The organism is Ruegeria sp. ABM4_193 (assembly GCF_056158705.1).
Genome location: NZ_JBSWTT010000001.1, coordinates 2,277,682 through 2,294,761, shown reverse-complemented (window position 1 = coordinate 2,294,761; position 17,080 = coordinate 2,277,682). Strand labels below are relative to the sequence as shown.

The window sequence follows — 17,080 nt, the reverse complement described above, 5'->3', positions numbered from 1 at the left end:
GACCTCATGGGTTTTCTAGACATAGACAACGCGACCAAATCCTACGGGGCGGTTGAGGTTCTGCACAAGGTCGACATCTCGGTGCAGGAAGGAGAGTTCCTGGTTCTGGTCGGTCCCTCGGGCTGTGGCAAATCCACTCTGCTGAACATGATCGCGGGGCTGGAAGAGATCACCAGCGGCGAAATCCGCATCAAGGATCAGGTGATGAACGGGGTGCACCCGTCCAACCGCAACATTGCCATGGTTTTCCAAAGCTATGCTTTGTATCCCAATATGACGGTCGGGCAGAACATCACTTTCGGACTTGAGATGCATGGTGTGCCCAAGCCTGAACGCGACAAAGCGATGCAAGAAGTTGCCAAGCTCTTGCAGATCGAGCAGTTGCTGGATCGTAAGCCCGGTCAGTTGTCGGGCGGTCAGCGCCAGCGGGTTGCGATGGGTCGCGCGTTGGTACGGAACCCTGATGTATTTCTGTTCGATGAACCGCTCTCGAACCTGGATGCCAAGCTTCGCGTCGACATGCGAACCGAGATCAAGAAGCTGCATCAAAATCTCGGGACCACCATCGTCTATGTGACGCATGACCAGATCGAGGCGATGACGCTTTCAAGCCGGATCGCCGTAATGAACGGCGGTTATGTCCAACAGCTGGGTACGCCGCAGGAAATCTATGACACACCCGCGAATATCTTCGTTGCAACATTCATGGGCTCGCCTGCGATGAACGTGGTACCGGCCAAGGTTGCGGTTTTGAATGGCCGCCCTCATGCAGAGGTCGCCGTTCACGACGGATCTATGGCGCAACTTCCGTTCAGCCAGGACAACTTGGCCGCATGGGATGGGCACGAGATCTTGTTGGGAATCCGCCCTGAGACAATCACCGATATGGATGGCGCGGATCGAAAGTCGTCGAACATCGCGCAGATGGCCAACCGTATCGTGGTGACGGAGCCCGCTGGATCGGACACCTTCGTCTCGATGCAATTGGGCGGACGAGATGTGATCGCGCGTATGCGTTCGGATGCCGAAGTGGCACCGGGTCAGGATTTCAACTTTGCAGTGAACATGGAAAAGGCCGTGGCTTTTGATCCCGAAAGCGAGATGCGGATCCTTCCATGAATCGAGCTGACGTCATAATCATTGGGTCGGGTATCGGAGGGGCAACACTGGCTGCGGCGTTGGCTCCGTCCGGTCGTCGCATTCTGATCCTTGAACGAGGCAAGCGGTTGCAGCTCTCACCTCAGGATCGAGACCCAAAAGCGATCTTTGCCAATGGGCACTTTCGCCCTGATGAAACATGGCTGGATGGAGCAGGCAAACCTTTCAACCCCGGAAACTACTACTGCGTTGGTGGAAATTCCAAGTTCTACGGCGCAGCTTTGATACGCTATCGGAAAGAGGATTTTGAGCCGCGTCAGCATATGGGTGGCTATTCGCACGGCTGGCCCATGCCCTATGAAGAGCTGGAGGCGGATTATACCACCGCGGAACAGCTTTACGACGCACGTGGGACCACCAAAGAGGACCCCACCGAACCGCCGCACAGTAGGGGTTATCCGCACCCACCTGTGCCGGATGAGGTTGATATTGCAGACCTGAGGAACCGGCTAAGCCACGCAGGCCTGACGCCGTCCTCAGTGCCTTTGGGCGTGGATATCGAAACCTGGTTGCGGGCTGGGCAAACAACTTGGGATGCGTTTCCCAATACATGCGGCGGCAAAATGGACGCCGAAACCTGTGCCCTCGCCGAGGCATTGAAGCATGGGAATGTCGAGCTGCTAACTGACGCGCGTGTCCGAAAATTGAAGGCTGATGCCATTGGTCGTGTCACAAGTGTCGAAGTTGATGGCCACGGTACCCTGCGTGCGCCGGTCATCGTGCTTGCAGCAGGTGCGGTACAGTCCTCGGTACTGTTGCTGCAGTCCGCGAACGACAATTGTCCAATCGGTCTTGCCAATCGGTCCGATCAGGTCGGACGGAACTTCATGAACCACAATTGTTCGGCGGTGCTGGCCCTTCATCCGCTGCGCCGAAACAGGGCGGTCTATCAAAAGACATTGATGTTCAACGACTATTACAACAGCGACGGACAGGGTGGCTTGCCTTTGGGCAACATTCAGATGTTGGGAAAGATCACTGGGCCGATCCTTGCGTCGCAAACCAATCTACCGGGTCCAATTGCAGCACTGATCGCAAGTCGCAGTTTTGATTTCTATGCTATGTCCGAGGATCTGCCGAACCCAGAAAGCCGGGTGACGGTCGAAGGTGACCAGATCAAGCTGGATTGGAAACGCTCGAATTGGGCTGCGCACGAGGCCTTGGTTGCGCGGCTAAAGGCGCATCTGAAGCAGGCCGGGTTTCCCGTGGTACTGTCGCGACCATTTGATCGGCGAACTCCGTCGCATCAATGCGGAACTGCACGGATGGGCAATGACCCGGCAAGCAGTGTCGTCGACACGTTCTGTCGCAGCCACGACCACAAGAACCTGTTCATCGTCGACGCGTCAGTTCTTCCGACATCTGCGGCGGTGAATCCGGCCCTTACTATAGCCGCACTCGCACTCCGCTCGGGGCGTCATATCATTGAAACGGAGTTCGCCGCATGACCGGAACAGCATTGGTGACCGGAGGACAACAGGGCATTGGACTAGGGGTGGCGCGTGCCTTGATCGCGGTGGGGTACAAGGTCGCAATTGCCTCTCGCTCGGAGCCCGACAAACCAGTCGTTAAGGCGGCTTTGGCAGAGCTTGGCCCAAGCGCAATTTATGTACAGCACGACGTGTCCGACATTGATCACGTTCCGGCGCTACTGGATCAGATCGAAGCCGATTTGGGCCCGATCACCGCGTTGATAAACAACGCAGGGGTTGGGGCGCCAGTGCGCGGCGACATGCTGGATCTGAAGCCCGAGAACTGGGACTTCGTGCAGAATATCAACCTGCGTGGCGCGTTTTTTCTGGCGCAAGAGGTGGCCCGGCGCATGTTGGAGCAGCCGCAAGATACCTATCGTTCGATCACCTTTGTCACCTCTGTCAGCGCGACAATGGTATCGATCGAACGCGCCGAGTACTGCGTGTCCAAGGCAGCCGCAGCGATGATGGCTCAGTTGTTCGCAGTACGCTTGGCCCCCGAAGGCATCGGCGTCTTTGAGCTGCGACCGGGCATCATCGCGACCGAGATGACGGCGGGCGTGCGCGACAAGTACACCGACCGTATCGAAGGCGGTCTTGTTCCCGCGGCACGCTGGGGTGAGCCCGAGGATATTGGGTCCGTTGTCGTCCCACTGGTTCAGGGGCATATGCACTTTGCGAACGGTGCCGCCATCCCGGTGGATGGCGGCTTGTCGATTTCACGTCTGTAAGTCAGGGCATATAAGAATGTCTGAAGGATATGATTTCATTGTAATTGGGGGCGGCTCGGCAGGCTCGGTGATCGCTGTGCGTCTTTCCGAAGAACCGTCGGCGCGTGTGCTGTTGCTAGAGGCCGGCTCCACCGACCGTCACCCGTTCTTCCACTTACCAGCCGGGTTCGCGAAGATGACCAAGGGTATCGGCAGCTGGGGCTGGTCCACGGTTCCGCAAAGGCACATGCAGAACAAGGTCTTCAACTACACCCAGGCCAAGGTGATCGGCGGAGGGTCTGCAATTAACGCGCAAATCTACACGCGGGGTGCAGCTCAGGATTACGATGACTGGAGACAGATGGGGTGCGAGGGGTGGAGTTATGCCGACGTGCTGCCCTATTTCAAAAAGTCCGAAGACAACGACACCTACGACGACGAGTTTCACGGCAAGGGCGGACCGCTGGGCGTGTCCATGCCCGCAGCACCTTTGCCAATCTGCGACGCCTACATCAAGGCCGCAGGGGAAGTGGGGATTCCCGAAACGCGCGATGTGAATGGGGCGAAACAGGACGGCGCGGGATACTATCAGCTGACCCAGCGCAATGCGCGACGATCCTCTGCTGCTATGGCGTTTATCGCGCCGAACCTCAGCCGCCCGAACCTGACCGTGCGCACCGACGCACAGGTCCGCCGCATTACGGTGGACAAAGGCAGGGCGACTGGTGTCGAGATGATGAATGGGGACAAGATCTCCGCCGCGAAAGAGGTCATTCTGTCCTCAGGTGCCATCGGTTCGCCGCGCTTGTTGCAACTGTCGGGAATTGGCCCCGCGGATCATTTGGACAGCCTTGGCATCGACGCGGTTTTTCATCAGCCGCAGGTGGGCGCGAATTTGCAGGACCATCTGGATTTGTATTCCATCTGCGAAGTGACCGGCCCGCACACCTACGACCGTTTCGCTAAGCTGCACCTTTCAGCTTTTGCAGGCCTGCAATACCTTTTCACCCGCAAGGGACCGGTCGCGTCCAGCCTGTTCGAAACGGGTGGGTTCTGGTACGCAGACCCGGATGCGCGTTCACCGGATCTTCAGTTGCATCTGGGGCTTGGTACCGGCATTGAGGCAGGGGTCGAGGCGATGCCCAACGGTGGGGTTACACTGAACGCCTGTTTTTTGCGACCCAGATCACGCGGAACCGTCCGGTTGCAAAGTTCAGACCCCGCGATGATGCCGCTTATAGATCCCAACTATCTGGCGGATCCCTACGATCGCGAGATGTCCATTCGGGGGCTGAAGCTGGTGCAGAACATCCTCGCTCAGGATGCGCTGAAGCCGTACATCTTGGCAGAACGTTTGCCGGGTCCGGATGTGCGGACCGAGCAGGAGTATTTCGATTTTATCTGTGTACACTCCAAAACATCGCACCACTGCGCTGGTACCTGTCGTATGGGCAGCGATGCCGAAGCCGTTCTGGACCCGCGCCTGCGGTTCAATGGGATCGAAGGGCTTCGCGTCGCGGATGCGTCGATTATGCCGACGGTCAATTCATCGAACACCAATGCACCTACAATCATGATCGGGGAAAAAGCTTCCGACATGATCAAACAAGATCAGGGTTTCTAAAAATGATCCGCCATATCGTACTGACCAAATTCCGCGCCGACGTGACCGAGGAGACAATCGGAGCCATCTACAAAGGTCTCGAGGACGTGTCAAAGGCCCTTCCCGGAGCCAGCGGGTTTACCGGGGGCCGCAGTGAGAGCCCCGAGCAGATCGAACGCGGATACATGCATGGTTTCGTGATCGACTTCGACGATTGGGCCGCGCTAGAGGCCTATCAGAACAACGAAACGCACAAGGCGCTGGGCGCGCAACTGGTCGAGGACGCGGTGGGTGGCATCGACGGCATTCTGGTTCTGGATTTGGAGGTTTGAGACAATGAAATTGATTTTGCCAAATCCTGAGGGGCAGCTGGAACCCTATGCGCTGACCGGAACGCCGTTAGTACCGCGCAAGCCGCAGGTGCCTCTGACGCGCACGGCCTTTGCGGCGGCTCATGTGGTTTCAGACCCGCTGGCGGAACGTAATCCCTGGGATGGGCGTCCCGCAGTTGATTGGGAAGCGACCCTGCGATTTCGTCAGGGACTCTGGGATCAGGGGCTGGGTCTGGCCGAAGCCATGGATACCGCACAACGGGGTATGGGCGTCGAGTGGGAGACCGCGCTGGAGCTGATCCAGCGCACAATGAAGGCTGCGCAGGCGCATCCGTTGTCGCCTCGGGTGGCTTGTGGGGCAGGGACTGATCACTTGCCTCTAAGCGCGTTGAACACAGCGGGTGAAATCCTGTCAGCCTACGAGCATCAGGCCGAGGCGATCGAAGCCGGCGGAGGGCAATTGATCCTCATGGCGTCACGCTCCTTCCCATCGATCAAGGCAGGTCCAGACACCTACCATGATGTATACCGCGCGCTGATCGATGGGGCTGCGGAGCCTGTAATCCTGCACTGGCTGGGCGATATGTTCGATCCTGCATTGACGGGCTATTGGGGTAGCACGGACATCAACGCGGCCAGCGACTTTGTGCTGTCCCTGATAAACGAAAATCCCGCCAAGGTTGATGGGATAAAAATATCCTTGCTGGATCAGGCACATGAAGAAAACTTCCGCGCGCGGTTGCCGGACGGCGTGCGCCTCTACACTGGTGACGATTTCAACTACGCCGATCTTATTGCCGGGGATGGAACGCATTTTTCCCACGCTCTACTCGGCATTTTCGCTGCTATCGCCCCCGCCGCCAGCCAGGCGCTTGAGGCGTTGGCTATGGGCGACATGGATCGCTACAACGCGCTGTTCGCACCGACTATTCCCCTCAGTCGAGAGATTTTTAAGGCTCCGACGCGGTTCTACAAAGCCGGGATTGCCTGTCTGGCATGGCTGAACGGAGCCCAGTCCCATTTCATCATGCCGGGTGGGTTCCAATCCAGCCGTGACATCTGCCACTACGCGCAAGTGTTCAGATTGGCGGATCAGGCCGGTTTACTCTCAGACCCTGAACTGGCTAAAGCACGGATGACCACGCTTCTCAGCTTGCATGGAGTTGAACAATAGCCTGAATGCGAAGACCCACGATCATAGATGTCGCCAACTCGGCGGGCGTTTCCAAGTCGACGGTAAGCCTTGTTTTGCAGGGCAGTCCGCAGGTGAAGCCGGAGACACGCAAGCTCGTCCATACCGCGATGAAAGAGATCGGGTATGTCTATAACCGATCGGCGGCAAATCTGCGATCCACGGGAACGGCGCTAATAGGTTTGGTGATAAACGACCTGACCAACCCGTTTTTCACTGAGTTTGCGACTTCGTTACAGATGGCGCTGGCGTCCCGAGGCTATGCGGTCGTATTGGCGAACACAAACGAAGACCCCGAACTTCAGGATCAGGTGGTGGGCGCGATGCTTGAGCACGGTGTTTCTGCTTTGATCCTATCGCCTGCTTATGGCGATGTCACAAACACCCTCTCCGCGGTAGAGCGAGCTGGCATTCCGTTGATGCAAGTCTTGCGACAGGTTGAAAGCGAAACTTGCAGATTTCCCTTTATCGCTCCTGATTACGCAGAGGGTGGACGCGCGGCAACGCAGTACCTGATCGAAACGGGCGCGCGGAACATCGCCTTTGTCGGTGGTCTGGATGGTGCCGAAGTCACTCAGGAAAGACTGTCCGGCTATATCAGTGCGATGAAAGACAACCACTTGCAGCCTATTGTAAAAACAGGGGAATCCAGCCGATCATTTGGACATGAAGCAACGGTCAACCTCTTCAAAGAGCATCCTGCGTGCGATGCCGCAGTCTGTTTCAATGATCTTGTTGCTTTTGGGATGATTAATGCCTGCCATGAAACTCAGATAAAGATTGGCACGGAGTTTCAGATTGTCGGTTTCGACGACATCAAGGAAGCATCAGAATGCTGGCCAGCTTTGTCTACCGTACACTGCGGCGTCTCTGAGTTTGGAGAACAAGTTGCGGACACTGTTTTGCTGTGGTTGCAGGATGGTGCCACGCCAGCGCAATACACGCGGACTTCAACGCGTTTGGTATTGAGGCAAACTACGAAAGACACGGTGTAGCAAAAGACTATACCAGCCTTTGTCGAGAGGTCTTGTCAGAAGAGCTTTGGTTGAGCGGGACATAGCGGTCGCGTGCTTTTGCCATGACCAGACCTGCCTCTTTCAAATTCTTTAAAATTAGTCCCGAGATCATCCGCATTGCGGTAACGCTATACACTCGATTGCCGCTCTCGCTTCGAAATCTCGAAGATCTGCTGCACAATCTTGGCATCGAGGTGAGTCCCGATACTTTCCACCAATGTGCTTATTGATCCTTGTCAAGAATTGAGCGGGCAAGAAGTGGTACACTCAATGGCGATCTAGGGGAGGGGGGTCATGGAAGAGTTGATTGAAATCGGTAGATCCTTCGTCAAGGCCATGCGTGAGCGCAGGGGCCTTGGAAGTGTTGATGAAATTTATGCCGAAAACGCACAGTCGATAGAGGCCGTTCTGCCTCCGGTTCGACAATTCCGCGTTTCAAAGGGTCGCGAAGCCATCAAGGGAAAAAGAGAGGATTGGTTGGCATCGCATGAAATCAAAGAACTAGAAGTGGACGGCCCCTACGTCCACCCACCCAACCGCTTTGGAGTGCGCTTCAGAGCTGAAGTAATTCAGAAGGCTACGGGTGAGCGTATGACCCTGCGTGAGATCGCAGTGTATTCGGTGGCGGAAGGCAAGATTGTGTTGGAAGAGTTCTTCATGCTGCCGAAGTAAGATAAGCGACTAACAACATCGGCTATTTGTTGGTTCAATCAATGCGCACGGCTTTCGGGCGAAGTGAAATTCCGGACGGAGGTCGGGAATGCAACACAGAACAGTGGCATATTATGTGGGAGTTGATGCCGATGACGCGTCGATTTTGGAATGCGCTGATACTGCCCGTATCCAGAACGACCATTTGAATTGCGTATTGATCGCGGCGTTACCTAGCCTGCCTTACCTGAAGTATGGGTCAAACAAGTTCGTTGAGGCGGGTCTGCCCTCAAACTGGTTGGACGTTCTTCACGCGAAAAAAGCCGCCTTAAAGTCTCGCGCCACTAGAGTTGAAGCGCTTCTGGTTGGGCGGGGCGTATCGGCAAATGTAGTTGCCTTTATGGGGCTTGGAGCAGAGTTGCGGCAAATTGTAGCAGAACAAGCAAAATTCTCCGATATCGCCTTTCTAGACGCTGGATTGCGAAGAGATCCCGATTTATTTCACATGATCGCGTGCGGAGTATTGTTTCATTCGCCTGTCGCTCTGATGATCAATGGAGATCCGTTTGCCCAACGCGACTGCATTTTTTTGGCATGGAATGGCAGCTTGCCTGCGTCTAGGGCGACGCATTTAGCCTTACCCATTCTTCTGGCGGCCAATGAAGTTGTGATTGGGTGTTTTGATTTCCCGTCGCCTGAGGACTTAGAAGGTAGCGTGCCCGGAAATGACCTAGCTGAATGGCTCGGCCATCACGGTTGCGACGTGACCGTGTCGCAGTTCCAGTGCGGGGGAAATTCAATTGCAGACTGCATTCAAGAACGAGCAAGCGAAGCGGGGGCCGATCTCGTTGTTATGGGAGCTTATGGGCATTCCCATTTGCGAGAGTCAGTTTTTGGGGGCACGACGCAAGCAATGTTGGAGCAGACAAGTTTACCAGTGCTTTTAGGACACTGATGAAGTGAGCCGACGACTGTGACTTTCTGGGAGCCAAAACTATTAAAATTCATCGGTAAATACTTGAGAAACCATTTTTTAAGATTTTGCTGGAGGTTGAAGCGTGTTCGCCCGACCGTTTTCGCCAAGGAAATCTATCACAATTGACGTTAGCTCATCCCAGTCAGTAAACTCCCTTGCTCCTTCTCGTGGATCGATTTTTCGACCGAGCAAGACGACGTGCTTAAGGATCTCCCTCTCAAAATACCCGTAGTTTTCGGGCCTCACCGCGCCTGCGATCAAAGCCGTCGCATTTGGTTCAAAACCTGTTCGAAGAAGCATTTCGTCAAGATAGTCGCGTGCTTCTTCTCGACCTGACGCAAAAGCAGCTTTTAAACCGATGGAAAGCACGAGAGACTTTCGCTTCATTAAGGCATCTCTATTTGAAGCGATAAATGCCTCAAATGAATTGGGGTGCCTACGCTCGTGGACAGGGGCCAGAAGAACAACCTTGACCACATCGCCAAGCGAAACGTGGCTGGGCATTTCGTCGGTATTGATCAGCTTTGCGTTGAAACCAGCATTCTTCGCGACATCGTTGATGAAACACGCAATCTTTTCTGTCTGGCCTTCGACTGTAGCGAAGGCGATGAGTACGGTCATTCCGATCCTCCCATAAATCGGTCTGAATAGATTGCTGATTATGAATAAGTGGCCTGCGTTGCCCTTGATCTCCATCAAAGGCGTTACATGGGAGCGTATCGGGAAAGTCGTGGTACGCTTTTGCTGTCCACGCAGAGCATGTTTTTAAGGAAGTTTGCGGCGACCTACATCTCGAATCAAATCGGCCTTTTTGGCGGACAATTTTTGAGACTGGCCGTGGCCCAATGGCTTGTTTTGCTACCTTAAAGAAAAGGCCAAGGCAGCGACGAGGATTATAAAACTGATGCACCACACAATGACCTTCACTTGTTGGCGTGCGGGCAGGTTTCTGATCAGGCTAATCATAGTCAAACCTTTCAGACAAAATCCGGTGTGACGCGGTGCCCCGAGCGATCAGATGATCTTCGACGGCGTCCATCATGGCAGGGGGGCCGCAGAGAACAAAAAGCCAGCTCTCAAATTGCTTGGAAGATAAATTACGGTCCAACAGGGGACCGTCGATCAAACCTGTTTCGCCTCGCCAATCCTTTGGCGGTTCGGATAGAACAAATACTGTGTCTTCTTTGGACAACTCCTGGCGAAAAACAATCTGCTCCTCCACCCGGTTGCCATAGATAAGCTTGAGATCGTTTTGTGTTCCACTCAGTCGAACTTGACGCATAATGCTCAACATGGGCGCGATCCCGACACCACCTGCGATCAGAATAATGCCTGTCTCATTGCGGTGGCTGATCGACAGGTTCCCGTGTGGGGCATCTAGATAGACAGTGGTTTGCGGAGCGATCTGTCCCAGACCGCATGTGAAGTCCCCAAGCTCCTTTATCACGAATGAAACTTCGGGGCCTTCGGCTGGTGCCGAACTAATCGAGAACGGGTTCTCATGCAGCGAAAAAGCACTGTGGCCGACGTTTAGCCAGGCAAACTGCCCTGCTTCGAAGGCTAGTCCGTTGTGATCATGGGGCTTGAGACGCAACTCCCATTGCTTCGGTGTTAGTCGAGACACAGAAGTGACCCGCCACGGCCTTTTCCTCTGACGCAAAGGGCGAACGAGATAGACATACAGCAAAGTTCCAACTGCAATACTGGTCAGGGAAAGCCAGAGATACATCAATACCGGATGCCCACCGTAGCGCCCAGCATAGACCGTGTGATGCAACAGCAGGCATGCGATCACCAAGGCTCCCAGCCCGTGTAAGTGGCGCCATGTTTCGTATTTGTAATCAAGGGATTTGCGGGCAATTGCCGAGGCGACCAGAATGAACAGTAAAAAATATGCGCCGATGCCCGATACCAGCGTGGAAAAGTCGGTCGAAATCGTAAGTTGGTTTGTTTCGTCCCACGGGCGGCGTCCGCCAGAAGGCGTACCCTGATACAGCAGCGGGTGTATGAGTGCAAAGCCAAGTGCTGTCCGCGCCATCAACTGATGCACCCGCATAGTCACATCCATACCTAAGCCGGAAGAGATGAACCTGAACCGGCCAGACAGCAGGAACTCGACTAAGATTATTGAAAACGCAAGCATTCCAAGCCCGGACGCGAGCTCTTGATGAAAGGATCGCGGTGGCCATCCCAGAGACCAAGAAAAACCCAAGGGAGCCAAGATCAGCAAAACGTAAATCAACGCCAGATAAGGCCATTTCATACGGTTTTGCTCCACTGCGCTAAAGGTAGGCAACTCAGGCTCATTTAGAATAAACGCTAAGCTGACCTGGGGTTCCGATCAAGACTACTGAGATTGGTGTTAACTCCAGCACGACCTGACAAGTCTGTTGGACGACGGTTCCCGTTTCTGTTCGTTCAACCGGTGCGAGCGATCTGGCGACGGATCAGGTTGTATGCTTGCGCAAGATCAAGGTCCTTGACCGCGTTTTCTGCCATAATGTTGCGCGCGCGAAATCAGACCAAAGGAAGAGGCTCAAAAAATGCTAGAAGAGAAAAAGTCCCCGCAACTTTTCATTGGAACGCATCCGCTCTCCGACAACTTTCGGCGTGAAATGGAAACGTTGATGTCGCGTTTTTTGGGGGGAGGATCACCCTTCCTACCGATGGAAACGGCTGCGCAACGCACGGGTTTTCCGTCTCTTGACATGACAGGTGCGATTTCACCTGCAATCGATGTCCAAGAAACGGATTCTGCGATTGTCCTGACGGCTGAATTGCCAGGGCTCGAAGAGGATGATGTGGAAATTGAAATCAAGGATCGCAGGCTAATCCTGCGCGGTCAGAAGAAGATTGCGCATGACGAAACGGGCGATCTGCGTGTCAGCGAAAGAAGCTACGGCAGCTTTTCCAGAGCCATGTCGCTGCCAGACACTGTGAAAATCGACAAGATTTCAGCAATATTCGACAAGGGCGTTCTGCATATCGAAATGCCGAAAACTGAGCCTCAGGATCCAAGCCGTAAGATCAAAGTATCGTCGAAATAAACGGTCAGTTGGCTCGATACGAGGCTTGAAAATGCCAAAGCAGAGGGCCGATCATGGATCGGCCTTCTTCGAACCGCGGTCTGATAGATGTTTTGGGTTGAATTCGGTAAACATCGCAGGTGCTTGTTTAAATGTGCTTTTTTGTACATTTGCGTCAAACCATGGGTTTGGTGTTGCGGCGTGGTAGAATGCCCTCACGCGTTTGGATAGGGAGCCACAATGCGCAAACCAGAAGTGAGCGACATGACACCCTCTGGACATGCTGGTGAAGGTGAGGTTCGGGCCTTTCTGGAGAGCCTGACCGGACCATCGCGCGGAAACGTTAACTGGCTGGTCGATAAAGCCCTGACCGTTTCTGTTGACGATGGCAGGGTGTTAAGCCTTCGACCTAAAGGCAACCTGCCTCCGCATGATAACGATATTGCGACCCTACAGTGGGTTGACGACGGTTACACAATAACCGCGTCGGCAGGGCGCAATATATGGGTAAACGGACAAAAAGCCTCATCGGTGTCTCTGAGGCATGGCGACATGATCGAGTTTGGCGAAAAGGGTCCTATGTCTCGATACAGGTTGTGCGATCACTCATTTCCCGCGCACCATACGGTCGAAGATATCTTTAGTGACGCATATGCCTACGCCCGAGCGAGCCGCCGACCTTTCGCTAAAAAGCTGTCTGGTGCCTTGCGCGATAGTGGGCTGCGGCTTGCGTCTCAGACCACGACACTGTTCAGGATCACAGTACTTGCAACGCTTCTTGTGATCGCGGGGTTTGGGTACCTACTTTACCAAAACGACCGGCGCTTGGCGGATAGTATCGAACAGGAGTCCCGTAAAATCGAAGCGGTCGCGGTTATGCTTGCCCAGACGCGAGAAGATGCACTTACGCCTGATGACCTGGCTTCGTTGCGTGATGCTTTTGAAAACCAAGTTCTGTCGACCGAGCAGCGTCTTGGAACCTTGGAGCAGCGGGCGGGAGCACCAACGCGGGTGATCGCTGCCTCCACTCGATCGGTCGCTTTCCTTCAGGGGGCTTACGGATTGCGCCATGTGGAAAGCGGAAAGATTTTACGGCATGTGTTGGGACCTAACAGAGAAAACCTGAAGACCCCGTTTGGCCAGCCTTGGATCGAACCGGACGGGACCGGCGAACCTGCAGAATTTCAGTTCACCGGAACAGGGTTTTTGATTGCTGGGGTGCCATTGATGGCCACCAACCGCCATGTCGCTTTGCCCTGGACCTCGGGGAACCGAGAGAAAGCGCTGAGCGACGCTGGTCTTGAGCCAGAGATGTTGAGACTGCTGGCCTATTTGCCTGATCAGACGGAACCAATAGAGGCGCGTTTGGTCCGGTTCAGTGAAGCCGCAGACTTGGCGATTTTGGCAGTTGAGCCAAGCCGCGTTCAGGACCTCGGAATTCCGTTGGCGGATGCCACGTCGCGCGTTGGTGAAGAGCTTTATCTGTTGGGATATCCAACGGGTTTGAAAGCTTTGATCGCGCAGGCTGGTCCGGGCTTTCTAGAGGAACTGGAGGAAGAAGGAACGTTGAACTTTTGGTCGATTGCGTCCCGGCTTTCCGCTCAAAGCAAGATTCACCCGCTAGCAAGCCGGGGGATCGTCGCGCGGACAAGTGGGAGCGCCATCGTTTATGACGCTGAGACTACGACCGGTGGGAGTGGAGGACCAGCATTGAATCGGCAGGGCGAGGTCGTTGCGATCAATGCTGCGATCCTGCCCGAGTTTGGTGGTTCAAACATCGGCGTCCCGGTCTCACATCTCAGAACTCTGCTAGGAGAGGTGGAAAGCCAGTGATCATTCGCTCGTTCGGAAGCGCGAGTTTTGAACAAAGAACACAGTGACCAGTGGAACGATCACTGAGATCAGGGCCACGGAGATCAGCAAGTACCCAAGTTGACTGTAGTCCGCAGTCGACGTGACCTCACCGGTTTCGGGCTTGGTGACAGCGCGCGTGACGACGTATGTCTGGTTGAGGTATTTGGTGCTGAGGCTGCTGGCCGACAATGCCATGTTGGTAAACGATGCCATCACGGCAAAGAAGGTCGCTTTCAAATGAGTTGGGGCATTGCGTGCAATCCAAGCCAACATCGGGACCATGGCGATCTGTCCGAGTGGAGACTCAACGGCGGTGTCGAGAATGGCAATAAATCTTGCGTCTACAATTCCGCCGGTTCGCTCCGCTGTCCATTCATGAATGCCGTAGTAGAGAGCAAGGTTAGGCAGGGCGAGTATGCCTGCGGCGATTGTCAGCAATATCACCACATGCGCAATTGAGCGGTTGGCCATGAATGGTCGCAGAACAATTAACCCCAGCAGCGCCAGCAGCGAAGTCAACAAAGCCAAGATTGCTAAGAATTGCTCATCGAACTCTAGTTCATCGATTTCAAACCAGGTCAGGCCTGGTCCCGGCAGAGGAACGGAACGGAAAACAAAAATGATTGTCGCTGTCCCAATTAAGGCTTTGGCTTGGGCCGGTTCCAGCTCTTTGAGCAGGCGCGACATGAGGTACAGAATTACCGTCAGGGAAACCGCGAAAACTGTTTCCTGCGCAAATTCGAAATCAGCGGTTCCCAGAACGATGCTGAGCACCACGAATGCGAGACCGCCGAGCAATATGGACCATTTGACTTCTGTGACTGCGTCCGGTGTGTGGGGCGGGTGTCCCCGCTGGACACGTTGACGCTGGATCAAGCTGTGAAGAACGACTCCGCTGACCGACAACACGGGTATGGCCAGTGCTACTAGGTACACTCGGCCATAGAGCGCGAGGCGCTCGGATTTTTGCAGATCTTCGGTTCCAGAGAAAATCCAGATGTTCACAGCCGCAACCGCCGCAAACCCGGAAATGATCGAGACTCTGCCCAAGGTCTGCATCGTTGTGTGCTGTGCACGGGTTTCTTCAGGTGTAAACGGGAGGCCGTGCTGGTTGACCTTGGGAACCGCCTCAACCGTCATGGCGTCGGCAACAACGTCCTGAATGGCATAGCCCGAAGGCGCCAACAGCAAGGCAACAACATACCAGTCTTCCAGTGGCATGAAACTGGACATCTGTGCAGGCGCGGTCACAAGCCCATACATTGTTAGCAATGACAACGTGATCAGGGATGCGCCAAACAGGATCAGCAGGGACTTCCAGCGCCAGAACAGGTCCACGACATGGCCAAGCGGCATTTTGAGTATCCACGGGATACCAGCCCAAAATGCAAGTCCAGCAACGAAAGAGGCGGATAAATCTAGATAGTCTTTGAGGAAAAAAACTCCGACGACCGAGGTCAGGCCGGACACGCCGGCAGCGAAGTAGACCATCAATGGCGGTAAATACGACCATTGCAGTTGCTGAACCAGATCCACAAACGTTCTATGCCACCAGGCCGAAAGTTTTGATCCTATTGAAGTTTGGTCAGTCGTCATTTGCCGTGGTAGCTCGTGGAAGCCTTTGGGTCGTTGTGTTTAGTTAGAGAAATCCAGATCCGAAAAGCAATGCACTGGTGATCACCCCAAGGATCGGTACCACAAGAGGAACACGGAAGTGCTTGGCGGCCTCGTCCGGCTTCATCTTCAGCAAGATCAGCGAAATGTTGACGAGCACAAAGACGCCTAGAACGATCTGAGACGTGCGCTCTGCCAGAGTACCAATCGGTATAGTTTGGGTCAGCAAAACGATGATCGCCACGACCAGCAAAGTAGCGATAACTGGTGTCTGAGTTGCTTTTGGGACAATCGCCAGAACCTTCGGTAAATGGTTACGGTCAGCTAGGCCGTAGATCACCCGCGAGGCCATGATCATCTGGATCAGTACTCCATTGACTGTCGCCACAATCGCGACCGCGGAAAACCCCTGTTTGATCACCTCGGGGGCGTTTGAAAACACAAGCGCGAGGGGTGCTGTGGATGTCGAGAGAACATCGATCGGAACAACAAGTAGAACCGTCATTGAGGTTCCCAGATACAACATGGTCGCCAGAACGAGGGTTAGTAAAATCGCTTTTGGGATGGTGCGCACGGGGTCTTTGACCTCTTCCGCGACATTGGCCATGTCCTCGAAGCCAACAAATGCAAAGAAGGCGAGAAGTGATGCTGCGAAAATGCCTCTCCACGCGTCGAGTTCAAGTGGTGGAAGCATCGAACTGATCCCGTATCCCTGCGGATCCTGAACCGACATGCCCCAGCCAATCACAAAGAGAAGGCCTGCGATCTCGATGATCGTAATGACGGCCGCAACAAAGACCGATTCAGTGATCCCCCAAAGCGCGATTAGACCCATGATCAAAACGACGCTGATGGTCAAAACAGGAATCGCAAAACCGGTCAAAGCATGAAGATATGATGCTGCGCCAATTGCAACGGCAGAGGCAGAGATAACCCCCGAAGCCGCGACCGCGAGCCCTACGAAAACCGCCAACCATCTTTTCTGAAATCCCGCCTCAACATAGGCTGCTTCACCTGCACTGACAGGAAATCGTGTTGCGAGTTCTGCATACGAAAGCGCGGTCAGTGATACGACGAGCGCGGCTACAACGAACGACAACGCCGCAAACGGTCCGGCAATGTCTGCTGTCGCACCGACTAAAACGTAAATGCCCGCTCCGACCGTCACCCCAAGGCCGTAAAGCGTGAGCAACGGGGTAGTAAGGGCCCGTCTGAGTTTCTGTTCGTTTGGATCAACAGAGCTCATAAGCGATTTCCACCAACTGCCCATTCAGAACGTCGTCACTGGCGTCCTTCTCGTTAATTTCCGCGATTGGCGGAGCAGCTCAACCCTATGGTCAAAGCTGCACCGAATGCTTTGTGTCTCAACGTGTGGGCGCATTGAGCGCCAATCAACCAACTGGGGGCTCGCCATCACTTCTGCCGAGCCCCCGTGGGTGGAACTTCCACTCCTACAAAATTCCGTTCACCATAGTG

15 protein-coding genes and 1 pseudogene are annotated in these 17,080 nt (G+C 54.5%); 12 read left to right on the top strand and 4 right to left on the bottom strand.

The window, feature by feature from the left end:
• Nucleotides 1-6 precede the first annotated feature (6 nt).
• The 10 genes and pseudogenes from ACXADZ_RS11465 to ACXADZ_RS11420 all read left to right on the top strand — a co-directional run bounded on the left by ACXADZ_RS11465 (nt 7) and on the right by ACXADZ_RS11420 (nt 9,089).
• The gene (locus ACXADZ_RS11465; protein WP_475196454.1) at nt 7-1,119 is read left to right on the top strand and encodes an ABC transporter ATP-binding protein; all 1,113 of its coding nucleotides are present in this window, start codon (nt 7-9) and stop codon (nt 1,117-1,119) included.
• Nucleotides 1,116-2,606 carry a GMC oxidoreductase gene (locus tag ACXADZ_RS11460; protein ID WP_475196451.1) on the top strand — a complete coding sequence of 497 codons (1,491 nt, stop codon included), beginning with the start codon at nt 1,116-1,118 and terminating at the stop codon, nt 2,604-2,606. Before ACXADZ_RS11465 ends, ACXADZ_RS11460 begins: the two co-directional genes overlap by 4 nt.
• The gene (locus ACXADZ_RS11455) at nt 2,603-3,361 is read left to right on the top strand and encodes a 3-ketoacyl-ACP reductase (protein WP_475196448.1); all 759 of its coding nucleotides are present in this window, start codon (nt 2,603-2,605) and stop codon (nt 3,359-3,361) included. The genes ACXADZ_RS11460 and ACXADZ_RS11455 overlap by 4 nt, the downstream gene beginning before the upstream one ends.
• A gap of 16 nt (nt 3,362-3,377) precedes the next feature.
• Nucleotides 3,378-4,964: a GMC family oxidoreductase gene (locus tag ACXADZ_RS11450; RefSeq protein WP_475196445.1), complete on the top strand. Its 1,587-nt coding sequence runs from the start codon at nt 3,378-3,380 to the stop codon at nt 4,962-4,964.
• A gap of 2 nt (nt 4,965-4,966) precedes the next feature.
• Nucleotides 4,967-5,275 (top strand): Dabb family protein, encoded by a 309-nt coding sequence (locus ACXADZ_RS11445; RefSeq protein WP_475196444.1) that lies wholly within the window; start codon nt 4,967-4,969, stop codon nt 5,273-5,275.
• A gap of 4 nt (nt 5,276-5,279) precedes the next feature.
• Nucleotides 5,280-6,449, top strand: coding sequence for a dihydrodipicolinate synthase family protein (locus ACXADZ_RS11440; protein ID WP_475196443.1), 1,170 nt, complete (start codon nt 5,280-5,282; stop codon nt 6,447-6,449).
• Nucleotides 6,450-6,454: 5 nt separating this feature from the next.
• Complete coding sequence (locus ACXADZ_RS11435; RefSeq protein ID WP_475196441.1) at nt 6,455-7,462, top strand: LacI family DNA-binding transcriptional regulator; 1,008 nt, start codon at nt 6,455-6,457, stop codon at nt 7,460-7,462.
• A gap of 83 nt (nt 7,463-7,545) precedes the next feature.
• A pseudogene (locus ACXADZ_RS11430) lies at nt 7,546-7,692 on the top strand (IS6 family transposase); the annotation flags it as partial.
• An 85-nt stretch (nt 7,693-7,777) separates the two neighbouring features.
• Nucleotides 7,778-8,155: a SnoaL-like domain-containing protein gene (locus ACXADZ_RS11425; protein WP_475196438.1), complete on the top strand. Its 378-nt coding sequence runs from the start codon at nt 7,778-7,780 to the stop codon at nt 8,153-8,155.
• Between the two features lie 88 nt (nt 8,156-8,243).
• Entirely contained in the window at nt 8,244-9,089 is an 846-nt protein-coding gene (locus ACXADZ_RS11420) for a universal stress protein (RefSeq protein WP_475196435.1), read from the top strand.
• A gap of 78 nt (nt 9,090-9,167) precedes the next feature.
• Here ACXADZ_RS11420 and ACXADZ_RS11415 read toward each other — a convergent pair whose 3' ends face one another.
• Nucleotides 9,168-9,731 (bottom strand): flavodoxin domain-containing protein, encoded by a 564-nt coding sequence (locus ACXADZ_RS11415; RefSeq protein ID WP_475196432.1) that lies wholly within the window; start codon nt 9,729-9,731, stop codon nt 9,168-9,170.
• Between the two features lie 337 nt (nt 9,732-10,068).
• Complete coding sequence (locus ACXADZ_RS11410) at nt 10,069-11,373, bottom strand: ferredoxin reductase family protein (RefSeq protein WP_475196429.1); 1,305 nt, start codon at nt 11,371-11,373, stop codon at nt 10,069-10,071.
• Between the two features lie 364 nt (nt 11,374-11,737).
• Between ACXADZ_RS11410 and ACXADZ_RS11405 the strand changes: the two genes are divergently transcribed.
• Nucleotides 11,738-12,157 (top strand): Hsp20/alpha crystallin family protein, encoded by a 420-nt coding sequence (locus ACXADZ_RS11405; protein WP_475196425.1) that lies wholly within the window; start codon nt 11,738-11,740, stop codon nt 12,155-12,157.
• 219 nt (nt 12,158-12,376) lie between these two features.
• Entirely contained in the window at nt 12,377-13,969 is a 1,593-nt protein-coding gene (locus tag ACXADZ_RS11400; protein ID WP_475196422.1) for a trypsin-like peptidase domain-containing protein, read from the top strand.
• Here the strand turns inward: ACXADZ_RS11400 and ACXADZ_RS11395 are convergent, their stop codons facing one another.
• Together ACXADZ_RS11395 and ACXADZ_RS11390 are read right to left on the bottom strand one after the other, a co-directional pair.
• On the bottom strand, nt 13,970-15,346 hold the full coding sequence (locus ACXADZ_RS11395; protein ID WP_475196419.1) for an MFS transporter: 1,377 nt from the start codon (nt 15,344-15,346) through the stop codon (nt 13,970-13,972).
• A 283-nt stretch (nt 15,347-15,629) separates the two neighbouring features.
• Entirely contained in the window at nt 15,630-16,850 is a 1,221-nt protein-coding gene (locus tag ACXADZ_RS11390; RefSeq protein ID WP_475196415.1) for an APC family permease, read from the bottom strand.
• Nucleotides 16,851-17,080 lie beyond the last annotated feature (230 nt).